Source organism: Nonomuraea sp. NPDC005501, assembly GCF_040605905.1.
Lineage (GTDB): Bacteria > Actinomycetota > Actinomycetes > Streptosporangiales > Streptosporangiaceae > Nonomuraea.
The window spans coordinates 1-15,609 of the sequence record NZ_JBEXDT010000141.1 but is presented as its reverse complement, the minus strand read 5'-3'; the positions used below and the strand labels follow the sequence as shown (position 1 = coordinate 15,609).

16 protein-coding genes are annotated in these 15,609 nt (G+C 73.6%); 9 read left to right on the top strand and 7 right to left on the bottom strand.

Annotation, left to right across the window (positions count from 1 at the left end):
- The first annotated feature begins 77 nt into the window (after positions 1–77).
- Together ABZS51_RS39710 and ABZS51_RS39705 are read left to right on the top strand one after the other, a co-directional pair.
- Positions 78–221 carry a hypothetical protein gene (locus ABZS51_RS39710; RefSeq protein ID WP_355452642.1) on the top strand — a complete coding sequence of 48 codons (144 nt, stop codon included), beginning with the start codon at positions 78–80 and terminating at the stop codon, positions 219–221.
- A 102-nt stretch (positions 222–323) separates the two neighbouring features.
- On the top strand, positions 324–1,034 hold the full coding sequence (locus ABZS51_RS39705; RefSeq protein WP_355452639.1) for a hypothetical protein: 711 nt from the start codon (positions 324–326) through the stop codon (positions 1,032–1,034).
- A gap of 13 nt (positions 1,035–1,047) precedes the next feature.
- Here the strand turns inward: ABZS51_RS39705 and ABZS51_RS39700 are convergent, their stop codons facing one another.
- From ABZS51_RS39700 to ABZS51_RS39680, 5 genes are all read right to left on the bottom strand, one after another.
- On the bottom strand, positions 1,048–1,722 hold the full coding sequence (locus ABZS51_RS39700; RefSeq protein WP_310708671.1) for a FadR/GntR family transcriptional regulator: 675 nt from the start codon (positions 1,720–1,722) through the stop codon (positions 1,048–1,050).
- A 25-nt stretch (positions 1,723–1,747) separates the two neighbouring features.
- The gene (locus ABZS51_RS39695) at positions 1,748–2,773 is read right to left on the bottom strand and encodes an MBL fold metallo-hydrolase (RefSeq protein ID WP_355452636.1); all 1,026 of its coding nucleotides are present in this window, start codon (positions 2,771–2,773) and stop codon (positions 1,748–1,750) included.
- A gap of 106 nt (positions 2,774–2,879) precedes the next feature.
- Entirely contained in the window at positions 2,880–3,998 is a 1,119-nt protein-coding gene (locus ABZS51_RS39690; RefSeq protein WP_355452633.1) for a steroid 3-ketoacyl-CoA thiolase, read from the bottom strand.
- Positions 3,999–4,041: 43 nt separating this feature from the next.
- Positions 4,042–5,043, bottom strand: a complete 1,002-nt coding sequence (locus tag ABZS51_RS39685; RefSeq protein WP_355452630.1) for a sigma-70 family RNA polymerase sigma factor — start codon at positions 5,041–5,043, stop codon at positions 4,042–4,044.
- Positions 5,044–5,144: 101 nt separating this feature from the next.
- Positions 5,145–6,080, bottom strand: coding sequence for an NADP-dependent oxidoreductase (locus ABZS51_RS39680; protein ID WP_355452648.1), 936 nt, complete (start codon positions 6,078–6,080; stop codon positions 5,145–5,147).
- A gap of 77 nt (positions 6,081–6,157) precedes the next feature.
- Between ABZS51_RS39680 and ABZS51_RS39675 the strand changes: the two genes are divergently transcribed.
- Positions 6,158–7,138: a helix-turn-helix domain-containing protein gene (locus tag ABZS51_RS39675; RefSeq protein WP_355452627.1), complete on the top strand. Its 981-nt coding sequence runs from the start codon at positions 6,158–6,160 to the stop codon at positions 7,136–7,138.
- A gap of 33 nt (positions 7,139–7,171) precedes the next feature.
- On the opposite strand, the gene ABZS51_RS39670 is transcribed toward ABZS51_RS39675, so the two are convergent.
- Positions 7,172–7,900 carry a TetR family transcriptional regulator gene (locus ABZS51_RS39670; protein ID WP_355452624.1) on the bottom strand — a complete coding sequence of 243 codons (729 nt, stop codon included), beginning with the start codon at positions 7,898–7,900 and terminating at the stop codon, positions 7,172–7,174.
- 188 nt (positions 7,901–8,088) lie between these two features.
- On the opposite strand from ABZS51_RS39670, the gene ABZS51_RS39665 reads away from it, so the two are divergent.
- From ABZS51_RS39665 to ABZS51_RS39640, 6 genes are all read left to right on the top strand, one after another.
- Positions 8,089–9,768, top strand: coding sequence for an AMP-binding protein (locus ABZS51_RS39665; protein ID WP_355452621.1), 1,680 nt, complete (start codon positions 8,089–8,091; stop codon positions 9,766–9,768).
- Positions 9,768–10,733 carry an acyl-CoA dehydrogenase family protein gene (locus tag ABZS51_RS39660; protein WP_355452617.1) on the top strand — a complete coding sequence of 322 codons (966 nt, stop codon included), beginning with the start codon at positions 9,768–9,770 and terminating at the stop codon, positions 10,731–10,733. The genes ABZS51_RS39665 and ABZS51_RS39660 overlap by 1 nt, the downstream gene beginning before the upstream one ends.
- Complete coding sequence (locus ABZS51_RS39655; protein WP_355452614.1) at positions 10,733–11,887, top strand: acyl-CoA dehydrogenase family protein; 1,155 nt, start codon at positions 10,733–10,735, stop codon at positions 11,885–11,887. Before ABZS51_RS39660 ends, ABZS51_RS39655 begins: the two co-directional genes overlap by 1 nt.
- On the top strand, positions 11,884–12,834 hold the full coding sequence (locus tag ABZS51_RS39650; RefSeq protein WP_355452611.1) for a Zn-ribbon domain-containing OB-fold protein: 951 nt from the start codon (positions 11,884–11,886) through the stop codon (positions 12,832–12,834). Before ABZS51_RS39655 ends, ABZS51_RS39650 begins: the two co-directional genes overlap by 4 nt.
- Positions 12,834–13,241: a MaoC/PaaZ C-terminal domain-containing protein gene (locus ABZS51_RS39645; protein ID WP_355452608.1), complete on the top strand. Its 408-nt coding sequence runs from the start codon at positions 12,834–12,836 to the stop codon at positions 13,239–13,241. Before ABZS51_RS39650 ends, ABZS51_RS39645 begins: the two co-directional genes overlap by 1 nt.
- A gap of 95 nt (positions 13,242–13,336) precedes the next feature.
- Positions 13,337–14,500 carry a lipid-transfer protein gene (locus tag ABZS51_RS39640; protein ID WP_355452645.1) on the top strand — a complete coding sequence of 388 codons (1,164 nt, stop codon included), beginning with the start codon at positions 13,337–13,339 and terminating at the stop codon, positions 14,498–14,500.
- Between the two features lie 31 nt (positions 14,501–14,531).
- Here the strand turns inward: ABZS51_RS39640 and ABZS51_RS39635 are convergent.
- The coding region (locus ABZS51_RS39635; RefSeq protein WP_355452606.1) for a hypothetical protein at positions 14,532–15,609 on the bottom strand (1,078 nt) is incomplete at its 5' end.

Genomic DNA, 15,609 nt, shown 5'->3' with positions numbered 1-15,609 from the left:
CTTTCGGATGAAGGGCGCCCCGCCGGTCGCGGTTACGGTTGCTGCGGAGCCCGACGCGACCGACAAGGAGCCCGCCCATGCCCTCCGGAGCCCCGCACGGCCGGCACCGTCTCGTACGGCCGGCACCACCTCGTACGGCGGGCACCGCCTCGGACGGCCGGCACCGGCACGGCCGGCACCGGCACGGGCCGCCGCGCGAGCGCGTGACGGGCCGCCGCTGACGACCAAAGTCGCGCACGGCCGATACTTTCGGATGAAGGGCGCCCCGCCGGTCGCGGTTACGGTTGCTGCGGAGCCCGACGCGACCGACAAGGAGCCCGCCCATGCCCTCCGGAGCCCCGTCCCCGCCGGACGCGACGGCCCTGCCCGCCCTGGGGGAGCGCGTCCTCATCTGGGTCGCGGCCCCGTTGCTGGGCGCCGGGGCGGGCTGGCTCCTGCGGTACGTCGCCGGGTGGGCCGCGTCGCTGCCGTGGACCCCGTTCGAGGGGCCGCTGCGGCTGGTCGGGTCGATCCCGCCGACGTCGTTCACGATCGGGGCGGTGGTCCTCGGCGCCGTCGCCGGGCTGGTGCTGGCCGTGATCGCCGACGAGTACACCGTGAAGGTCGTCGTGGACGACCGGCAGGTGGCCGTCGCCCACCGCGGTTCCCGGCGGGAGGTGCCGCGCGGGTCGATCGCCGCGGTGTTCCTCGACGCCAAGCAGCTCGTGCTGCTCGGCCACGACACCGAGGAGCTCGTACGGCAGGGCGGCGACCTGCCCCGGCCGGGCCCGCTGGCCGCCGCCTTCCAGGCCCACGGCTACCCCTGGCGGGAGGGCGACCCGCACCGGGAGGAGTTCCGGCGCTGGGCCGACGGCCTCCCGGACCTGACCGACGCCGCCCACGCCTACTTCAGGGCCCGCGCCCGCGCGCTGGAGAAGGGCGACGGCGAGGACGCGGAGCAGCTCCGGCTGGAGCTGGCCCGGCTGGGCGTCGCGGTACGCGAGGAGAACAAGCGCCAGTTCTGGCGCCTCACCGGCCGTCCGCCCAGCGGGTAGCCAGGCTGGAAGGTCAGTCCAGGGCCTTGCGGAGCCAGGACTCGACGCCCGCCACGTGCACCGTGGCCCAGGAGCGGGCCACGTCGGCCTGGCGGGCGGCGATGGCCTCGTAGATCGCGGTGTGCTGCTCGCGGGTCTTCTCCATCGCGCCCTCCTGGGTCAGGCCGCGCCAGATGCGCGCCCGGGTGGTCGGCCCGGACAGGCTCTCGATGAACGAGCAGAGCACGGTGTTGCCCGACCCCTGGGCGATGCGCTGGTGGAACTCCAGGTCGTTGGCCACCAGCTCCTCGACGGTCGGCTCGGCGGGCAGCGACTCCAGGATCACCCGCAGCTCGTCGATCTCGTCGTCGGTCATGAGCTTGGTGGCCATCGCGGTGGCGGCCGGCTCCAGGATGCGGCGTACTTCGAAGAACTGCAGGACGGTGTCGTCCCGGTGCAGGTCGAGCACGAACGACATGGTGTCGAGCAGCAGCCTGGGCTCCAGGCTGGTGACGTACGTGCCGTCGCCCTGCCGGACGTCCAGGACGTTGATCAGGGCGAGGGCGCGGACGGCTTCGCGCAGCGAGTTGCGTGACAGGCCGAGCCGTTCGGCGAGGTCGGCCTCCTTGGGAAGCCGGTCCCCGGGGGTGAGCTCGCCGGAGAGGATCATCTGCTTGATCTTGTCGATGGCCGCGTCGGTGACCGCCACGCTTTTCTCCCTAGACATCGGATGTCTAGGATTCTATGGCCTGGAAGCGGACCGCATCGACTCCTTGGACGCGCCTGATGGAGCCCCGGGCCTCCAGCGTCCGGAGATGCGCCGCTGCCTCCCCGGCGGCCATGCCCCTCAGCATGGGCCCCAGGGCGTCCCACGGACGGTTCCAGGTCATCATCGCGGCGGTCTCCCAGATGGTCAGCGGCTCCGCGCGCTCGGCCAGCGACGTGGCCAGCCGGGCGAGCTTGTCCTCGTGATGGTGGCGGATCTCGGCCGCTCGCGCCGCCACATCCGGAAATATCCATTCATGTGCGGGGAGGGCGTCCACGAGCCCCAGCTCGCCTACCCGGTCCAGCGAGGCCAGGAAGTCGCCCAGCGGGTCCACGTCGTCACGGTCGTAGGGGTAGATGCCGATGTGCGGGGTGATGTCGGGCAGGACGTGGTCGCCGGTGAACAGCCGGTTCGCGTCCTCCAGGTGCAGGCAGATGTGGCCCGGGGTGTGGCCGGGCGTGTGGACGGCCCGCAGCTTGCGGCCCGGCAGGTCGATCAGCTCGCCGTCGGCCAGCTCCCGGTCCGGCTGCGCCGGCGGCGGCGGGCGCTCGGCGGCGACCGCCTCCAGGTCTCCCGCGTCGGCTCCGGCCCGCTTGAGCATGTCCGCCTGGAACGCCTGCTGCTCACCGTCGCCCGCTCCGCGGATCAGCCTGACCAGCGCCGCGTCCGCCTCGTGCATCGCGATCCAGCCGCCCGACTCCTCCCGCACCCGGCCGGCCAGGCCGGCGTGGTCGGGATGGAAGTGCGTGACCACCACGCCGCGTACCGTGGTTACGTCCATGCCCAGCGTGGCGAGCCCGCCGCTCAGCGCCTCCCACGCGTCGGGGTGGTTCCATCCCGCGTCGACCAGGACCGGGCCCTGGGGCGACTCGATCGCGTAGACGAGGGTGTAGCCGAGCGGGTTGCCGGGGATCGGCACCGGCACGCTCCACACCCCGCCACCGAGGTCCTGCGGGCGCTGCTCGGCGTACGGCCTGCGGCGGGTGCTTCTCATGGGCTGATCCCCCGTCTTGCGTGAGCGTGGAACGAGTGTGGCGGACGGAACGGGGGACGGAAAGGTCTTTCTTACACCTAGGCGACACGGAACGGCGCGTCCGGCATCAGGTCACGCGTTCGAGGATGGTGGCCGTGGCCAGGGCGCCGCCCGCGCACATCGACACCAGGGCCGTGGAGGAGTCCGAGCGCTCCAGCTCGTGCAGCGCCGTGGTGAGCAGCCGGGCCCCGGTGGCGCCCACCGGGTGGCCGAGCGCGATGGCGCCGCCGTTGACGTTGACGCGGTCGAAGTCCGGCTCGTGGACGCTCGCCCACGACAGCACGACCGCGGCGAACGCCTCGTTGACCTCGAACCGGTCGATGTCGCCGATCGACATCCCGGCCATGGCCAGGACCTTCGCGGTCGCCTCCACCGGCCCGTCGAGGTGGTAGTACGGCTCCGCGCCCACCAGCGCCTGGGCGAGGATGCGAGCCCTCGGGCGCAGACCGTGCGCGCGGGCCGCCTCCTCGCTCATCACCAGCACCGCGGCGGCTCCGTCGGAGATCTGCGACGAGGTGCCGGCGGTGTGCAGGGCCTCCTCGCCCAGGATCGGCTTGAGCCGGGCCAGGCTCTCGGTGGTGGTCTCGCGCAGCCCCTGGTCCCTGCGGACGTCGCCGATCGGCACGAGCTCCCGCTCGAACCGGCCGTCGGCCCACGCCTTGGCCGCGAGCTGCTGCGAGCGCGCCCCCAGCCAGTCGAGCCGCTCCCGGGTCAGCCCGCGCCGCGCGGCGATGCGCTCGGCGGCGGTGAACTGGCCCGGCAGGTCGATGCTCCAGTCGTCGGGCCGCGGCTTGGCGGGCAGCACGTTGCTGCCCAGCGGCGCGCGGCTCATGACCTCGACGCCGCACCCCACGCCCACCTCGATGACGCCGGCCCTGATCATCGCCGCCGCGAGGTGCACGGCCTGCTGCGACGACCCGCACTGCGCGTCGACCGTGGTGACCCCCGTCTGGTACGGCAGGCCCGCGTACAGCCAGGAGTAGCGCCCCACGTGGCCGCCCTGCTCGCCCGCCTGGGTCACGCAACCGGCGAAGACCTGGCCGACGGCGGCCGGGTCGATGCCGGAGCGCTCGACCAGCCCGGTGAGGGCGGCGGCGAGCACCTGCTGCGGCTTGAGTCCGGACAGCCAGCCGTCGCGCTTGCCGATGGGGGTGCGGACGGCCTCGACGATCACAGGTGTGCCCACAGTCGCCTCCAGAACGATGCTCCGGAGCAGACTGTAACTCGTTCTACTTTCCGGCGGAAGCCTGCTCCGGGGCGGGCAACGAGTGCGGAAGCCCGAACGGGTCGAAGAGCCCGACGTCGAAGAACATCCCCACGTGGCGGATTCCTTCGGCGGCGAGCGTCAGCACCATCAACGAGAACGCGTGATAGGTGTCACCCTGGCGGAAGTACACCGCGAAGGACGGCTGGCCGTTGGCCGCGATCGGCACCAGCCGCAGGTCGCCCGGCCGCTGCGCCGGGCAGTTGACCGCGATGAGCCGTCCGATCTGCTCCGCCCCCTGGTACCAGCCGGTGTAGGGCGGCATCTCCCAGACCGCGTCCTTGGTGAACAGCTCCACGATCGCCGCCACGTCGTAGCTCTCGAACGCCGCCACGTAGCGGTCGAGCCGCGCCCGCTGCTCGTGGGGCAGCGGCGGCGCGGGGTCGTCGAGGCTCGGCGACACGTCGTTGAGCTGCGCCCGGGCCCGTTGGAGACCGCTGTTGACGGCGGCCGTCGTGGTCTCCAGCGCCTCGGCCACCTCGGCGGCCCGCCACCGCAGCACGTCGCGCAGCACCAGGATGGCCCGCTGCCGGGGCGGCAGGTGCTGCAGGGCCGCGATGAGCGCGAGCCGGATGCTCTCGCGCGAGGTCACGATCGCGGCCGGGTCGTCGGCGCCGGCCCCCACCATGCCGTCGGGGACCGGCTCCAGCCACGGCACCTCCGGCCGCTGGGTCAGCGGCGCGGCCGGCTCCGAGCTGGGCGCGCCCAGCCCCGTGGGCAGCGGCCGTCGCCCCCGGCTCTCCAGCGCGGTCAGGCAGACGGTGGTGGCGATGCGGTAGAGCCAGGTGCGCAGGGATGAGCGCCCCTCGAACCCGTCGTAGGCGCGCCAGGCGCGCAGGTAGGTCTCCTGGACGAGGTCCTCGGCGTCGTGCACCGATCCCGTCATGCGATAGCAGTGCGCGAGCAGCTCCCGGCGCATGGGGTCGGCCAGCCTGAGGAAGTCTTCCGTCGATGGCCTGTCGCTCATCCCCCCTGTATACGCCCCGTCACCGACAGAATCCGGGCACAGGTCCGCGGGAACGACCCGCGATGAGCCGCCGGGACCTCGCGGGTCCATACCGGCGGCCGTCACGCGACCGTGAGGACGATCTTCCCGGTGGTGCGTCCCGACTCGCCCAGCTCGTGGGCCTTGGCCACGTCGGCCAGGGGCATGACGGCCGCGATCTCGGGACTCAGCCGCCCGGCGTCGACCAGCGCGGCGAGGGCCCGCAACGCCGCGTGGTCCGGCTCCACCAGCATGGCCTCCGAGCGGACGCCCCGCTCGGCGGCGGCCGCGTGCAGTCCCGGGTCCATCAGCGTCAGCGTGAGCGAGACGATCACGCCGCCCCGCCGCAGGGTCCGCAGCGACCGCGGGCCGTACTCGCCGCCGATCGTGTCGACGACCACGTCCACGTCCCGCGCCACCTCGGCGAAGTCCTCGCTCCGGTAGTCGATGAGCTCGTCGGCCCCCAGGCCGCGCAGGAACTCGTGCTTGGCGGGGCCGGCCGTGCCGATCACGTACGCGCCGCGCGCCTTGGCGATCTGCACGGCGAAGTGCCCGACGCCGCCCGCCGCCGCGTGCACGAGCACCCGGTCGCCGGAGCGGGTCCCGGCGGTGTCGACCAGCGCCTGCCAGGCCGTCAGCGCGGCCAGCGGAATCGCGGCGGCCCCCGTGTGGTCGACGGCCGCGGGCTTGCGGGCGAAGGTCCGCGCGGGCGCGGTCACGTACTCGGCATAGGCGCCATTGCCGAACGGGAACGGCAGCATCCCGAACACCTCGTCGCCCGGCTTGTGGATCGTGGTCCCCAGCCCCACGGCCTCGACCACGCCCGAGACGTCCCAGCCCAGCACGAACGGCGGTGACCCGAGATGTCCGCCCGATGCCCGCGTCTTCCAGTCGGCCGGGTTGACCCCGGCCGCGTGCACCCGTACCAGCACCTCCGTGGGCCGGGGCTCCGGCCGGTCCAGCTCCACCGTCTTCAGCACCTCGGGTCCGCCCAGGGCGTCCTGGCTGATCGCTCGCATCTTCATGGGTCCAGCGTGCTGCCGGGCTGCCTCCGGTCGCGAGTGGCCCGGGGGTCAAGGTGTGCAAAGATCGGGCCATGCATCGTGTGGCCGTCCTGGCGCTCGACGGCGTCATCCCGTTCGAGCTGAGCATCCCGTCGAGGATTTTCGCCACGGCCCGCGGCCCGGCCGGTGAGCCGCTCTACGAGGTGCTGACCTGCACGCTCGACGGCGGTCCGGTGCGCACGGCCGCCGACTTCTCCATCGCCGCCGCGCACGCCGCGGACGCGCTCGCGACGGCCGACACCGTCGTGCTGCCCGCCGCGTCCTCCCACTCGGCCGTCACGGGCCCGGACGACCTGCCGCCCGGCCTGCTCGAAGCCCTCTCCCGGGTACGGCCCGGCGCGCGGACGGTGTCGATCTGCGTGGCCACCTTCGTCCTGGCCGCCGCCGGGCTGCTGGACGACCGCCCGGCCACCACCCACTGGAAGCACGCCGAGCGCTTCGCCGCGACCTTCCCTCGGGTGCGGATGGACGCCGGGGTGCTGTTCGTGGACGACGGCGACGTGCTCACCTCCGCCGGAGCGTCCTCCGGCGTGGACCTCTGCCTGCACCTGCTGCGCCGCGACCACGGCAGCGAGGTCGCCAACCAGGTGGCGCGCAGCTGCGTCGTCCCGCCCTGGCGCGACGGCGGCCAGGCGCAGTACATCGAGCACCCGGTGCCGGAGCCGTCCACCGCCGGCACGGCGCCGACCCGGGCGTGGGCGCTGAGCCGTCTCGGCGAGCCTCTCCAGCTCGCCGACCTGGCCCGGCACGCGGGCATGAGCAGGCGCACGTTCACCCGGCGCTTCCGTGACGAGGTGGGGACGAGCCCGGGGCAGTGGCTCACGCGGCAACGGATCGAGCTGGCCCGCCGCCTGCTGGAGACGAGCGACCTGCCGATGGACGGGGTGGCGGACCGCGCGGGCTTCGGCACGGCGGCGTCGTTCCGGCGGCATCTGCACGCCGCGCTGGGCGTCTCGCCGCACGCCTACCGCCGCACGTTCCGCGCCACACGCGAGGAGCCGGCGGGGGCCTGAGCCCGGTCGGGCCCGGCCGCTCACGTCGGCGGGTCAGGCGATGCCGGTGAGGAGGCGGTCGGCGGCGATCTCGATGCGGCGCTGGATCTGGTCGTAGGTGCGCCGGCCGCGCAGCATCTCCAGCAGCTCCTGGACCCAGATGCTGGACAGCGAGCCGGCCAGGGCGACCTGCTCCTCGGTGGCCTGGTCGCGGGTCAGCCCCGCGGCCGAGACCCGCAGCAGCAGGCCGGTCATGCGGTCGCCGAACGGCGTCTCGACCTCGGCCAGGATGAGTGAGCGGATCAGCGCGTCGGCCAGCTCCGGCTCGCGCATGAGGCCGCGCGTGGCGCGCATCAGCACGTCCACGGCCCGCCCCGCCGGGGTTGACGCGCTCGGCGGGCGGCGCTCGATGCTGCTCTCCAGCAGGTCGATCTCCTCGCCGACCACCGCGACGACCAGATCCATCTTGGACGGGAAGTAGCGGTACAGGGTGCCGAGCGCGACGCCGGCCCGCTCGGCGACGGTGCGCATCTGCATGGCCTCGACGCCGCCGCGCGAGGCGAGGGCGGCGGCGGCCTGGACGATCCGCTTGCGGCGCTGGTGCTGGCTGCGCGTGCGGACACTGTGCCCACCGGCACCTTGCCCACCGGCACCCTGTCCACCGGCGCCCTGTGCATCGGCACCCTGTCCCTCGGCAGTGGGCCCGCCAGGCGTGGGATGGCTCACCATGGTCCCCTCGGTGTCGACGGAGGGCGCGGTGACGGCCGCGTGCGGAGTACGCATAAGAACACGTTATCTGATTTCTTCCTGGCACGGCTTGTTACTGACGAGTCACAAAGAACCCTGTATAGGCCCATGTCCACGGCGTTACACGCATATATCGGGACTTCTGGGGGTGTGCGGGCGCTGGACAAATACTAGAATCTGTTCTAGTTTGCGGATCGTTTGACCGAGCGCTTGTTGGAGGCGCGATGCCCGCGGACACGCTCGCCGCCCTGCTCCTGGCTCGGGCCGGCGACGACCGTCCCGGCCTGCTCTTCGAGGGCCGGGAGTGGTCCTGGCGTGAGCACGTGGCGGCCTGCCGGGCCGCCGCCGGCTGGCTCGGCACCCGTACCGTCCCCTCCTGGCGCGCGGCCCGCGCCGCCGGCCGGCCGCACGTCGGCGTGCTCTGCGACAACGTGCCCGAGCTGCTGTTCCTCGTGGGCGCAGCCGCCCTGGGCGGGTCCGTGGTGGTCGCGCTGAACCCCACGCGCTCGCCCGCCGAGCTGTCCCGCGACGCCGCGGCGACCCACGTCGCCCTGCTCCTGTACGACGAGCCGTACGAGGAGTCCGCCACCCGGCTGGCCCGCGACCTCGGCGTGCCCCGCGCCCCCTTCTCGACGCTCGCGGCCGATTCCGCCCCCACGGAGCCGACCGCGGGCGCGGAGGTGGCGGGGCCCGGGCCCGGCGACCTGGTGATGCTGATCTTCACCTCCGGCACCTCCGGGCGTCCCCGGGCCGTGCGGATCACCCAGCGCAAGCTCGCCGTCCCCGGCCGCAGCCTGGGCGCCCTGCTCACCCCTGACGACGTCGTCTACTGCTCGATGCCGCTGTTCCACTCCGGCGCCCTCATGGCCGCCTACGCCCCGGCCGTCGCGTCGGGCGCCGCGCTGGCGTTGCGGCGCAGGTTCTCGGCCTCCGGCCTGCTGCCCGACGTCAGGCGGTACGGCTGCACGTACCTGCACTACGTCGGCAAGGCCCTGTCGTACGTCCTCGCCACCCCGGACCGCCCCGACGACGCCGGCAACCCGCTCCGCCTGGCCTTCGGCAACGAGGGCAGCGCCACGGCGACCAGGCGCTTCGGCGAGCGGTTCGGCTGCCGGGTGATCGACGCGTTCGGGTCCACGGAGACCGCGATCTCCCTCACCCCGGACCCGGCCGCCCCGCCGGGGTCGCTCGGCCGGCTGCCGGACGACGTCGAGATCCGCGACCCGTTCACCGGCGCCCGCTGCCCCCCGGCGCGCGTCGAGGACGGCCGGCTGCTCAACCCGGACGAGGCCATCGGCGAGCTGGTCAACGTGGCCGGCGCGGGCCTGTTCGACGGCTACTACAACGACCCCGAGGCGGACGCCGAGCGGCTGCGCGACGGCGCGTTCTGGTCGGGTGACCTCGCCTACGCCGACGCGCGCGGCCACGTGTTCTTCGCCGGCCGCGGCACCGAGCGGCTGCGCGTGGACGGTGAGAACCTGGCGGTGGCCCCGATCGAGGCGGCCCTGCGGGAGTTCCCCGGCGTGGTGGAGGCGGCGGTGTACCCGGTGCCCGACGCGGCGGCCGGCGACCAGCCGATGGCGGCGCTGGTCATGGCCGAGCCGTTCTCCCCGGCCGCGTTCGCCTCCTTCCTCGCCGCCCGGCCCGACGTCGGCCGCAAGGCCGTGCCCCGCTACGTCCGCATCGCGCTGGCCCTGCCGCAGACCGCCTCGCACAAGGTCGTCAAGCGCCTGCTCGCCCGCGACGCCTGGCGCACGGCCGACCCCGTCTGGTGGCGTCCCCCCGGGCCGTCACCCGCCCGGGACGGGTGGCGGCGGCTGGAGGAGGACGACGTCAAGGCCATCGAGGACGACTTCGCCAGGAACGGCCGCGCACACCTGCTGGCACACCTACGGGAGGAATGATGGACTTCGGCCTGGACGACACCCAGCGCGACCTGCGCGAGCTGACCGCCGAGCTGCTCACGAAGGACGAACCCGGGCGGCGGCTGCGCGAGGCCGGGCTGCTCGGCGTCTGCCTGCCCGAGGAGGCCGGTGGCGCGGGGCTCGGCCCCGTCGAGATGGCCGTGGTGCTGCGTGAGGTGGGTGCCCGCGCCGCGTCGGTGCCCGCGTTGCCGGCCCTGGCCGCCTCGCTGTTCCTCAGCCGGCACGGCACCCGCCCCCAGCAGGAGCGCTCCGCCACCATCGCGCTCAGGGAGCCCGGCCGGGTCCCGGCCGACCCGCCCGCGACCACCGCGGACCGGACCGGCGACGGCTGGGTGCTGACCGGCAGGAAGACCGGCGTCCCGTACCCGGAGTCCGACGTCCTGGTCACCGCCGACGCAGGGGTGTTCCTGGTCTCGGAGCCCGAGTCGAGGCCCGAGTTCGCCTCCACCGGGGAGCCCGCCGCCACCGTCGTCCTCGACCGGACCCCCGCGGAGCGGGTCGCCGGGCCCGAGGCCGTGGACGGCCTGCGGCACGTCCTCACCGCCGCCGTGGCCGCCCAGGCGAGCGGCGTGCTCGCCGGGGCGCTGGAGCTGACCACCGGCTACATCAGGACGCGCCGGCAGTTCGACCGGGCGCTGGCGCAGTTCCAGGCCGTGACGATGCAGATCGCCGACGTCTACATCGCCGGGCGGGCGCTGGACGTGGCCATGTGGTCGGCCGTCTGGCGGCTGGGCGAGGGCCTGCCGGCCGAGGAGGACGTGGCGCTGGCCGCCTTCCACGTCGGCGAGGCGTTCAGGGCGCTCTACACCTGCCAGCACCTGCACGGCGGCCTCGGCCTCGACGTGACCTACCCGCTGCACCGCTACTTCGCCCAAGCCAAGCACCTGTCGTTCCTGCTCGGCGGCCAGGACGCCCAGCTCGACCTGATCGGAGCGCTCGCCTGATGCTCATCGACCTGACCCCGGACCAGCGCGGGCTCCGCGACGAGCTGCGCGAGTACTTCCGTCACTGTCTCACCGACGACGAACGCCGCAAGATCGCCGACGACCCGTTCGGCGAGACGTACATGGAGCACTGCCGCCGCCTCGGCCGCGACGGCAAGCTCGGCCTCGGCTGGCCGAAGGAGTACGGCGGAGGCGGCTTCGGCCCCGTCGAGCAGCAGATCTTCGCCAACGAGATCGCCCGCGCCGGCGTGCCGTACCCGATCATCACGCTGCAGACCGTCGGGCCCACGCTGATGCAGTACGGCACGCCCGAGCAGAAGGAGTTCTTCCTGCCCCGCATCCTGGCCGGGGAGTGCCACTTCGCCATCGGCTACAGCGAGCCCGAGGCGGGCACGGACCTGGCCTCGCTGCGCACCACCGCGGTCCTCGACGGCGACCACTACGTCGTCAACGGCCAGAAGATCTTCACCAGCGGCGCCCACTACGCGCAGTACATCTGGCTGGCCGCCCGCACGAACCCCGGGGCGAAGAAGCACAAGGGCATCACCATGATGATCGCCTCCACGGCCGACCCGGGTTACTCGTGGACGCCGATCGTCACCATGGACGGCCGCCACCACACCAACGCCACGTACTACTCCGACGTCCGCGTCCCGGTGGACATGGTCGTCGGCGAGGTGGACAAGGGCTGGGACCTCATCGTCAACCAGCTCAACCACGAGCGGGTCACGTTGGGGCCGGCCGGCAACCTCGGCCAGACCTACGACCGGTTCCTGGCCTGGGCGCGCCGTACGGGGCTGGCCGGCGAGCCGGACGTGCGCCGGGCGCTCGGCCGGGTGCGCGCCTACTTCCGTACCAACGAGCTGCTCAACTGGCAGGTGGCCGCCAACATGGACCTCGGCTGGCTGGGGGCGCCCGACGCCTCCGCCACCAAGGTCTACGGCTCGGAGCGGATGCAGGAGGTCGGCCGGCTGGTCGGCGACGTGCTCGCCCGCTACGGCGACCCGTCCGACCCGGAGACCGCCGAGCTGCTCGAACGCGTGGACCACGGCGTCAAGGGCGCCGTCGTGCTGACCTTCGGCGGCGGCGTCAACGAGGTGCAGCGGGAGCTGATCGCCATGCTCGGCCTGAACCTGCCGAGGCCGCCCCGATGACCGGGACCACCCGGATGAGCGAGCCGGAGCTGCGGGCGCTCGCGGACAAGCAGGCCGCGCTGGGGGAGGTGCGCGGCACCCCGGCCGCCGACCCCGTCAACCTGCCGATGATCAGGCACTGGCTCGACGCGATGGGCGACACCAACCGGACGTACCTCGACAAGGGCATCGCCCCGCCGGCGATGGCCCAGGTCTGGACGATGCCCGGCGTCCGGCGCGACGCCAAGGACCGCTCGCCGGTGGACGACATGCTGGCCGCGCTGGACGCCGAGGGCTACACGGGCGTGGTGGCGACCAACTGCGAGCAGACCCACCACCGCCACGCGCGCGTGGGCGAGCGGCTCACGCCGGCCACCCGTTTCTCGGGCCTGACCGGCCCCAAGCGCACCGCGCTCGGCGAGGGGTACTTCGCCACGTGGAACGTCACCTGGTACGGCGAGGGGGACGAGCCGGTCGCCGAGATGATGTTCCGGGTGCTCAAGTTCCGGCCCCACCGGCGACGGGAGGGCCCGCCATCCGCCGTGCGACCGGAGCCGGCGGGGCGCGAGCCGTACCCGCTGAGACCCGCGCGGAACCGGGACACCGCGTTCTTCTGGGACGGCGTGCGGGACGGCGAGCTGCGCATCCAGACCTGCGCCGACTGCGGCCGGCTCCGGCACCCGCCCGGCCCCGTCTGCCCGGCCTGCCGATCGGCCAACCGGTCGTACGTCGTGGCCCGGGGCGAGGGCACGGTCTTCAGCTACGTCGTCCACCACCACCCGCCGGTCCCGGGACGCGAGACGCCTTTCGTGGTGGCCGTGGTGGAACTGCCGGAAGGGGTGAGGATTGTGGGCAATGTCATGGACTGCCCGCCTGACACGGTGGGTATCGGTATGAAGTTGCGCGCGACCTATCGGGCAATGGACGACGAACTGATCCTTCCTATGTGGGCGCCACGGGAGTCGTGATGCGGACGCTGACCGAAGACCAGATCGAGATCGGCGCGGTCCTGCCCGAGCTGTCGATCGACCTCACGCCCACGGTGGTCATCTCCACCGCCCTGGCCACCATGGACTTCACCCCGGTCCACCACGACGTCGGCGGTGCGCGCGCGCAGGGCTCCAAGGACATCTTCCTCAACATCCTGACCACGATGGGCCTGGTCGAGCGGTACGTCACCGACTGGACGGGGCCCGAGGCGATCATCAGGCGCATCAACGTCAAGCTCGGCGTGCCCGCGTACGCGGGCGACCGCCTGAGCTTCAACGGCACGATCGTCACGCGGGACGGGTCCGACTACACGGTCGAGGTGCGCGGCAAGGTCAGCCTCGGCGACCACGCCACCGCCACCGTCACCTTCACCTTTCTCCCCTAGAGCACCCTTCTTCCCTAGGGCGCCCTCCTCCCCGACGGCGCCCTTCTGCCCGAGCGCGGGTCCTTGCCCGAAGAACCATGAGGAGCCAGTACGTGTTGGGATCGCGAGCCGCCATCGCGGGCATCGGCGCCACCGAGTTCAGCAAGGACTCCGGCCGGTCGGAGCTCCGGCTGGCCGCCGAGGCCGTGTTCGCGGCGCTGGACGACGCCGGCCTCGACCCGTCCGAGGTGGACGGGATGGTGACCTTCACCCAGGACACCAACCAGGAGATCGCCGTGGCCCGGGAGATCGGGGCGGGCGACCTGACGTTCTTCTCCCGGGTCGAGTACGGCGGCGGCGCGGCCTGCGGGACGGTGGCGCACGCCGCCATGGCCGTCGCCACCGGCATGGCCCGCACGGTCGTCTGCTACCGGGCCTTCAACGAGCGGTCGGGCCGGCGCTTCGGGCAGCCCGACGCGCGGCTGGGCGGCCAGCCGACGTCGCAGGGGCTGGAGATGAGCTGGCACGTGCCGTTCGGGCTGATGACACCGGCGGCGTGGGTGGCGATGTTCGCCCGGCGGTACATGCATGCCTACGGCGCCACGTCCGAGGACTTCGGCCGGGTCGCGGTGGCGATGCGCCGCCACGCCGCCACGAACCCGGCCGCCTGGTTCTACCAGCGGCCCATCACGCTGGAGGAGCACCAGGCGTCGCGCTGGATCGTGGAGCCGCTGCGGTTGTTCGACTGCTGCCAGGAGAGCGACGGGGCGGTGGCCCTGGTCGTCACCTCCGCCGAGCGGGCGCGGGACCTGCGGCGCTCTCCCGCCGTGGTCACGGCCGCCGCGCAGGGGGCGGGGGAGGGGCAGCTGATGATGACCAGCTACTACCGGGATGACATGACCGGCCTGCCCGAGATGTCCGTCGTCGGCCGCCAGTTGTGGGAGGCGTCCGGGCTCACTCCGCAGGACGTGCAGACCGCCATCCTGTACGACCACTTCACCCCGTTCGTCCTCGCGCAGCTGGAGGAGCTGGGGTTCTGCGGCCGGGGCGAGGCCGCCGGGTTCCTGCGCGACGGCGGCATCGAGCTGGGCGGCCGGCTCCCGGTCAACCCGCACGGCGGCCAGCTCGGCGAGGCGTACATCCACGGTATGAACGGCATCGCCGAGGCCGTGCGCCAGATCCGCGGCACGTCGGCCAACCAGGTGCCCGAGGTGGAGCACGTCCTGGTGACGGCCGGGACGGGCGTGCCTACCAGCGGCCTGATCCTCTCCGCCGGCTGACCGCCCCGTCCCGCCCGGGGGCCGGTGACCGTCAGGGACTGAGCATGGCGGGGACCGAGAAGAACACGATCATCGCGATCGCCACGCAGATCAGGAACCCGATCAGCTCCCACGCCCAGTCGTGGTGCCGGCGCGGGCGCGGCCGTCCCTTGCGCGGCGCGCCCTTGCCGGAGCGCGGCGGCCTGGGCGGGGCGTCCCTGCCCGAGCGCAGCGGCTTGGGCGGGGCGTCCCTGCGGGGCTTCGGCGGCTTGGCGGCGGCGGCACCGGCGTCATGGGCCTCGTCCCCGCTCGCGGGCTCCGTCGCGGTGGGGGACGAGGTCGTCGTGGACGCCGACGCCGACGCCGACGCCGACGCGGTCACGGGCGTGGGCTTGTCGCCGTCCGCCGGGAGCGGGAGCCGGTAGACCGGCTCGGCCGGCCGGTCGCGCCGGGCGAACAGGCTGCCGGGCGCGCCGCTCCCCCCGGTCGCGCCCGGGGAGTCGGGCGTCTTGTGGACGAGCACGTCACCGGCCCGGATCGCGGGCATCTCCTGCGTGGCCGGCTCGTCGTCCAGCACGTCACCCGCCACCGGCCCGGCCAGGACGCCCGTATGGGCGGCGCGGGGCACCGGGAACACGTCTCCCGTGGCGAACACGTCACCGCCCGGACCGCCCCCTGGACCGCCGTTCGGCCGGAGGGCCGGCCGTTCCCCGGAGTCCCCGGTCCGCGGCTGTCCCCGCGTGACGAGCCCCTGGTCGCGGGCGGAGGTGAACGCCTGCCACGGCCGCGGGAGCCCCGTGCCCGGCCGGGCACGGTCGGTCGGGGCGAACGGGTCGCCCACCGTCGGCATCGGCTCGGTCGTGGCCTCGTGCGGCGGCACCCGGGACGGCGACGGCGGCTTGAGCAGCTCGGCGGGGAACAGCCCGGTGCTGGTCAGCGGGTCACGGTCGCCGAGCGGCAGCGGCCAGACCGGCGGCACCGGCCAGCGCGGCCTGACGAACATCGGCGCGGTGCCGACCGTACGGGAGCCGGCGAGGTCGGGGTCGGGCACGACGCGGTACTTGACCGTGCGGTAGTGCGGGCCCGTCCAGCCTCCCCAGTAGCCGTCGTACGCGGTGAGCGTGAGCTCC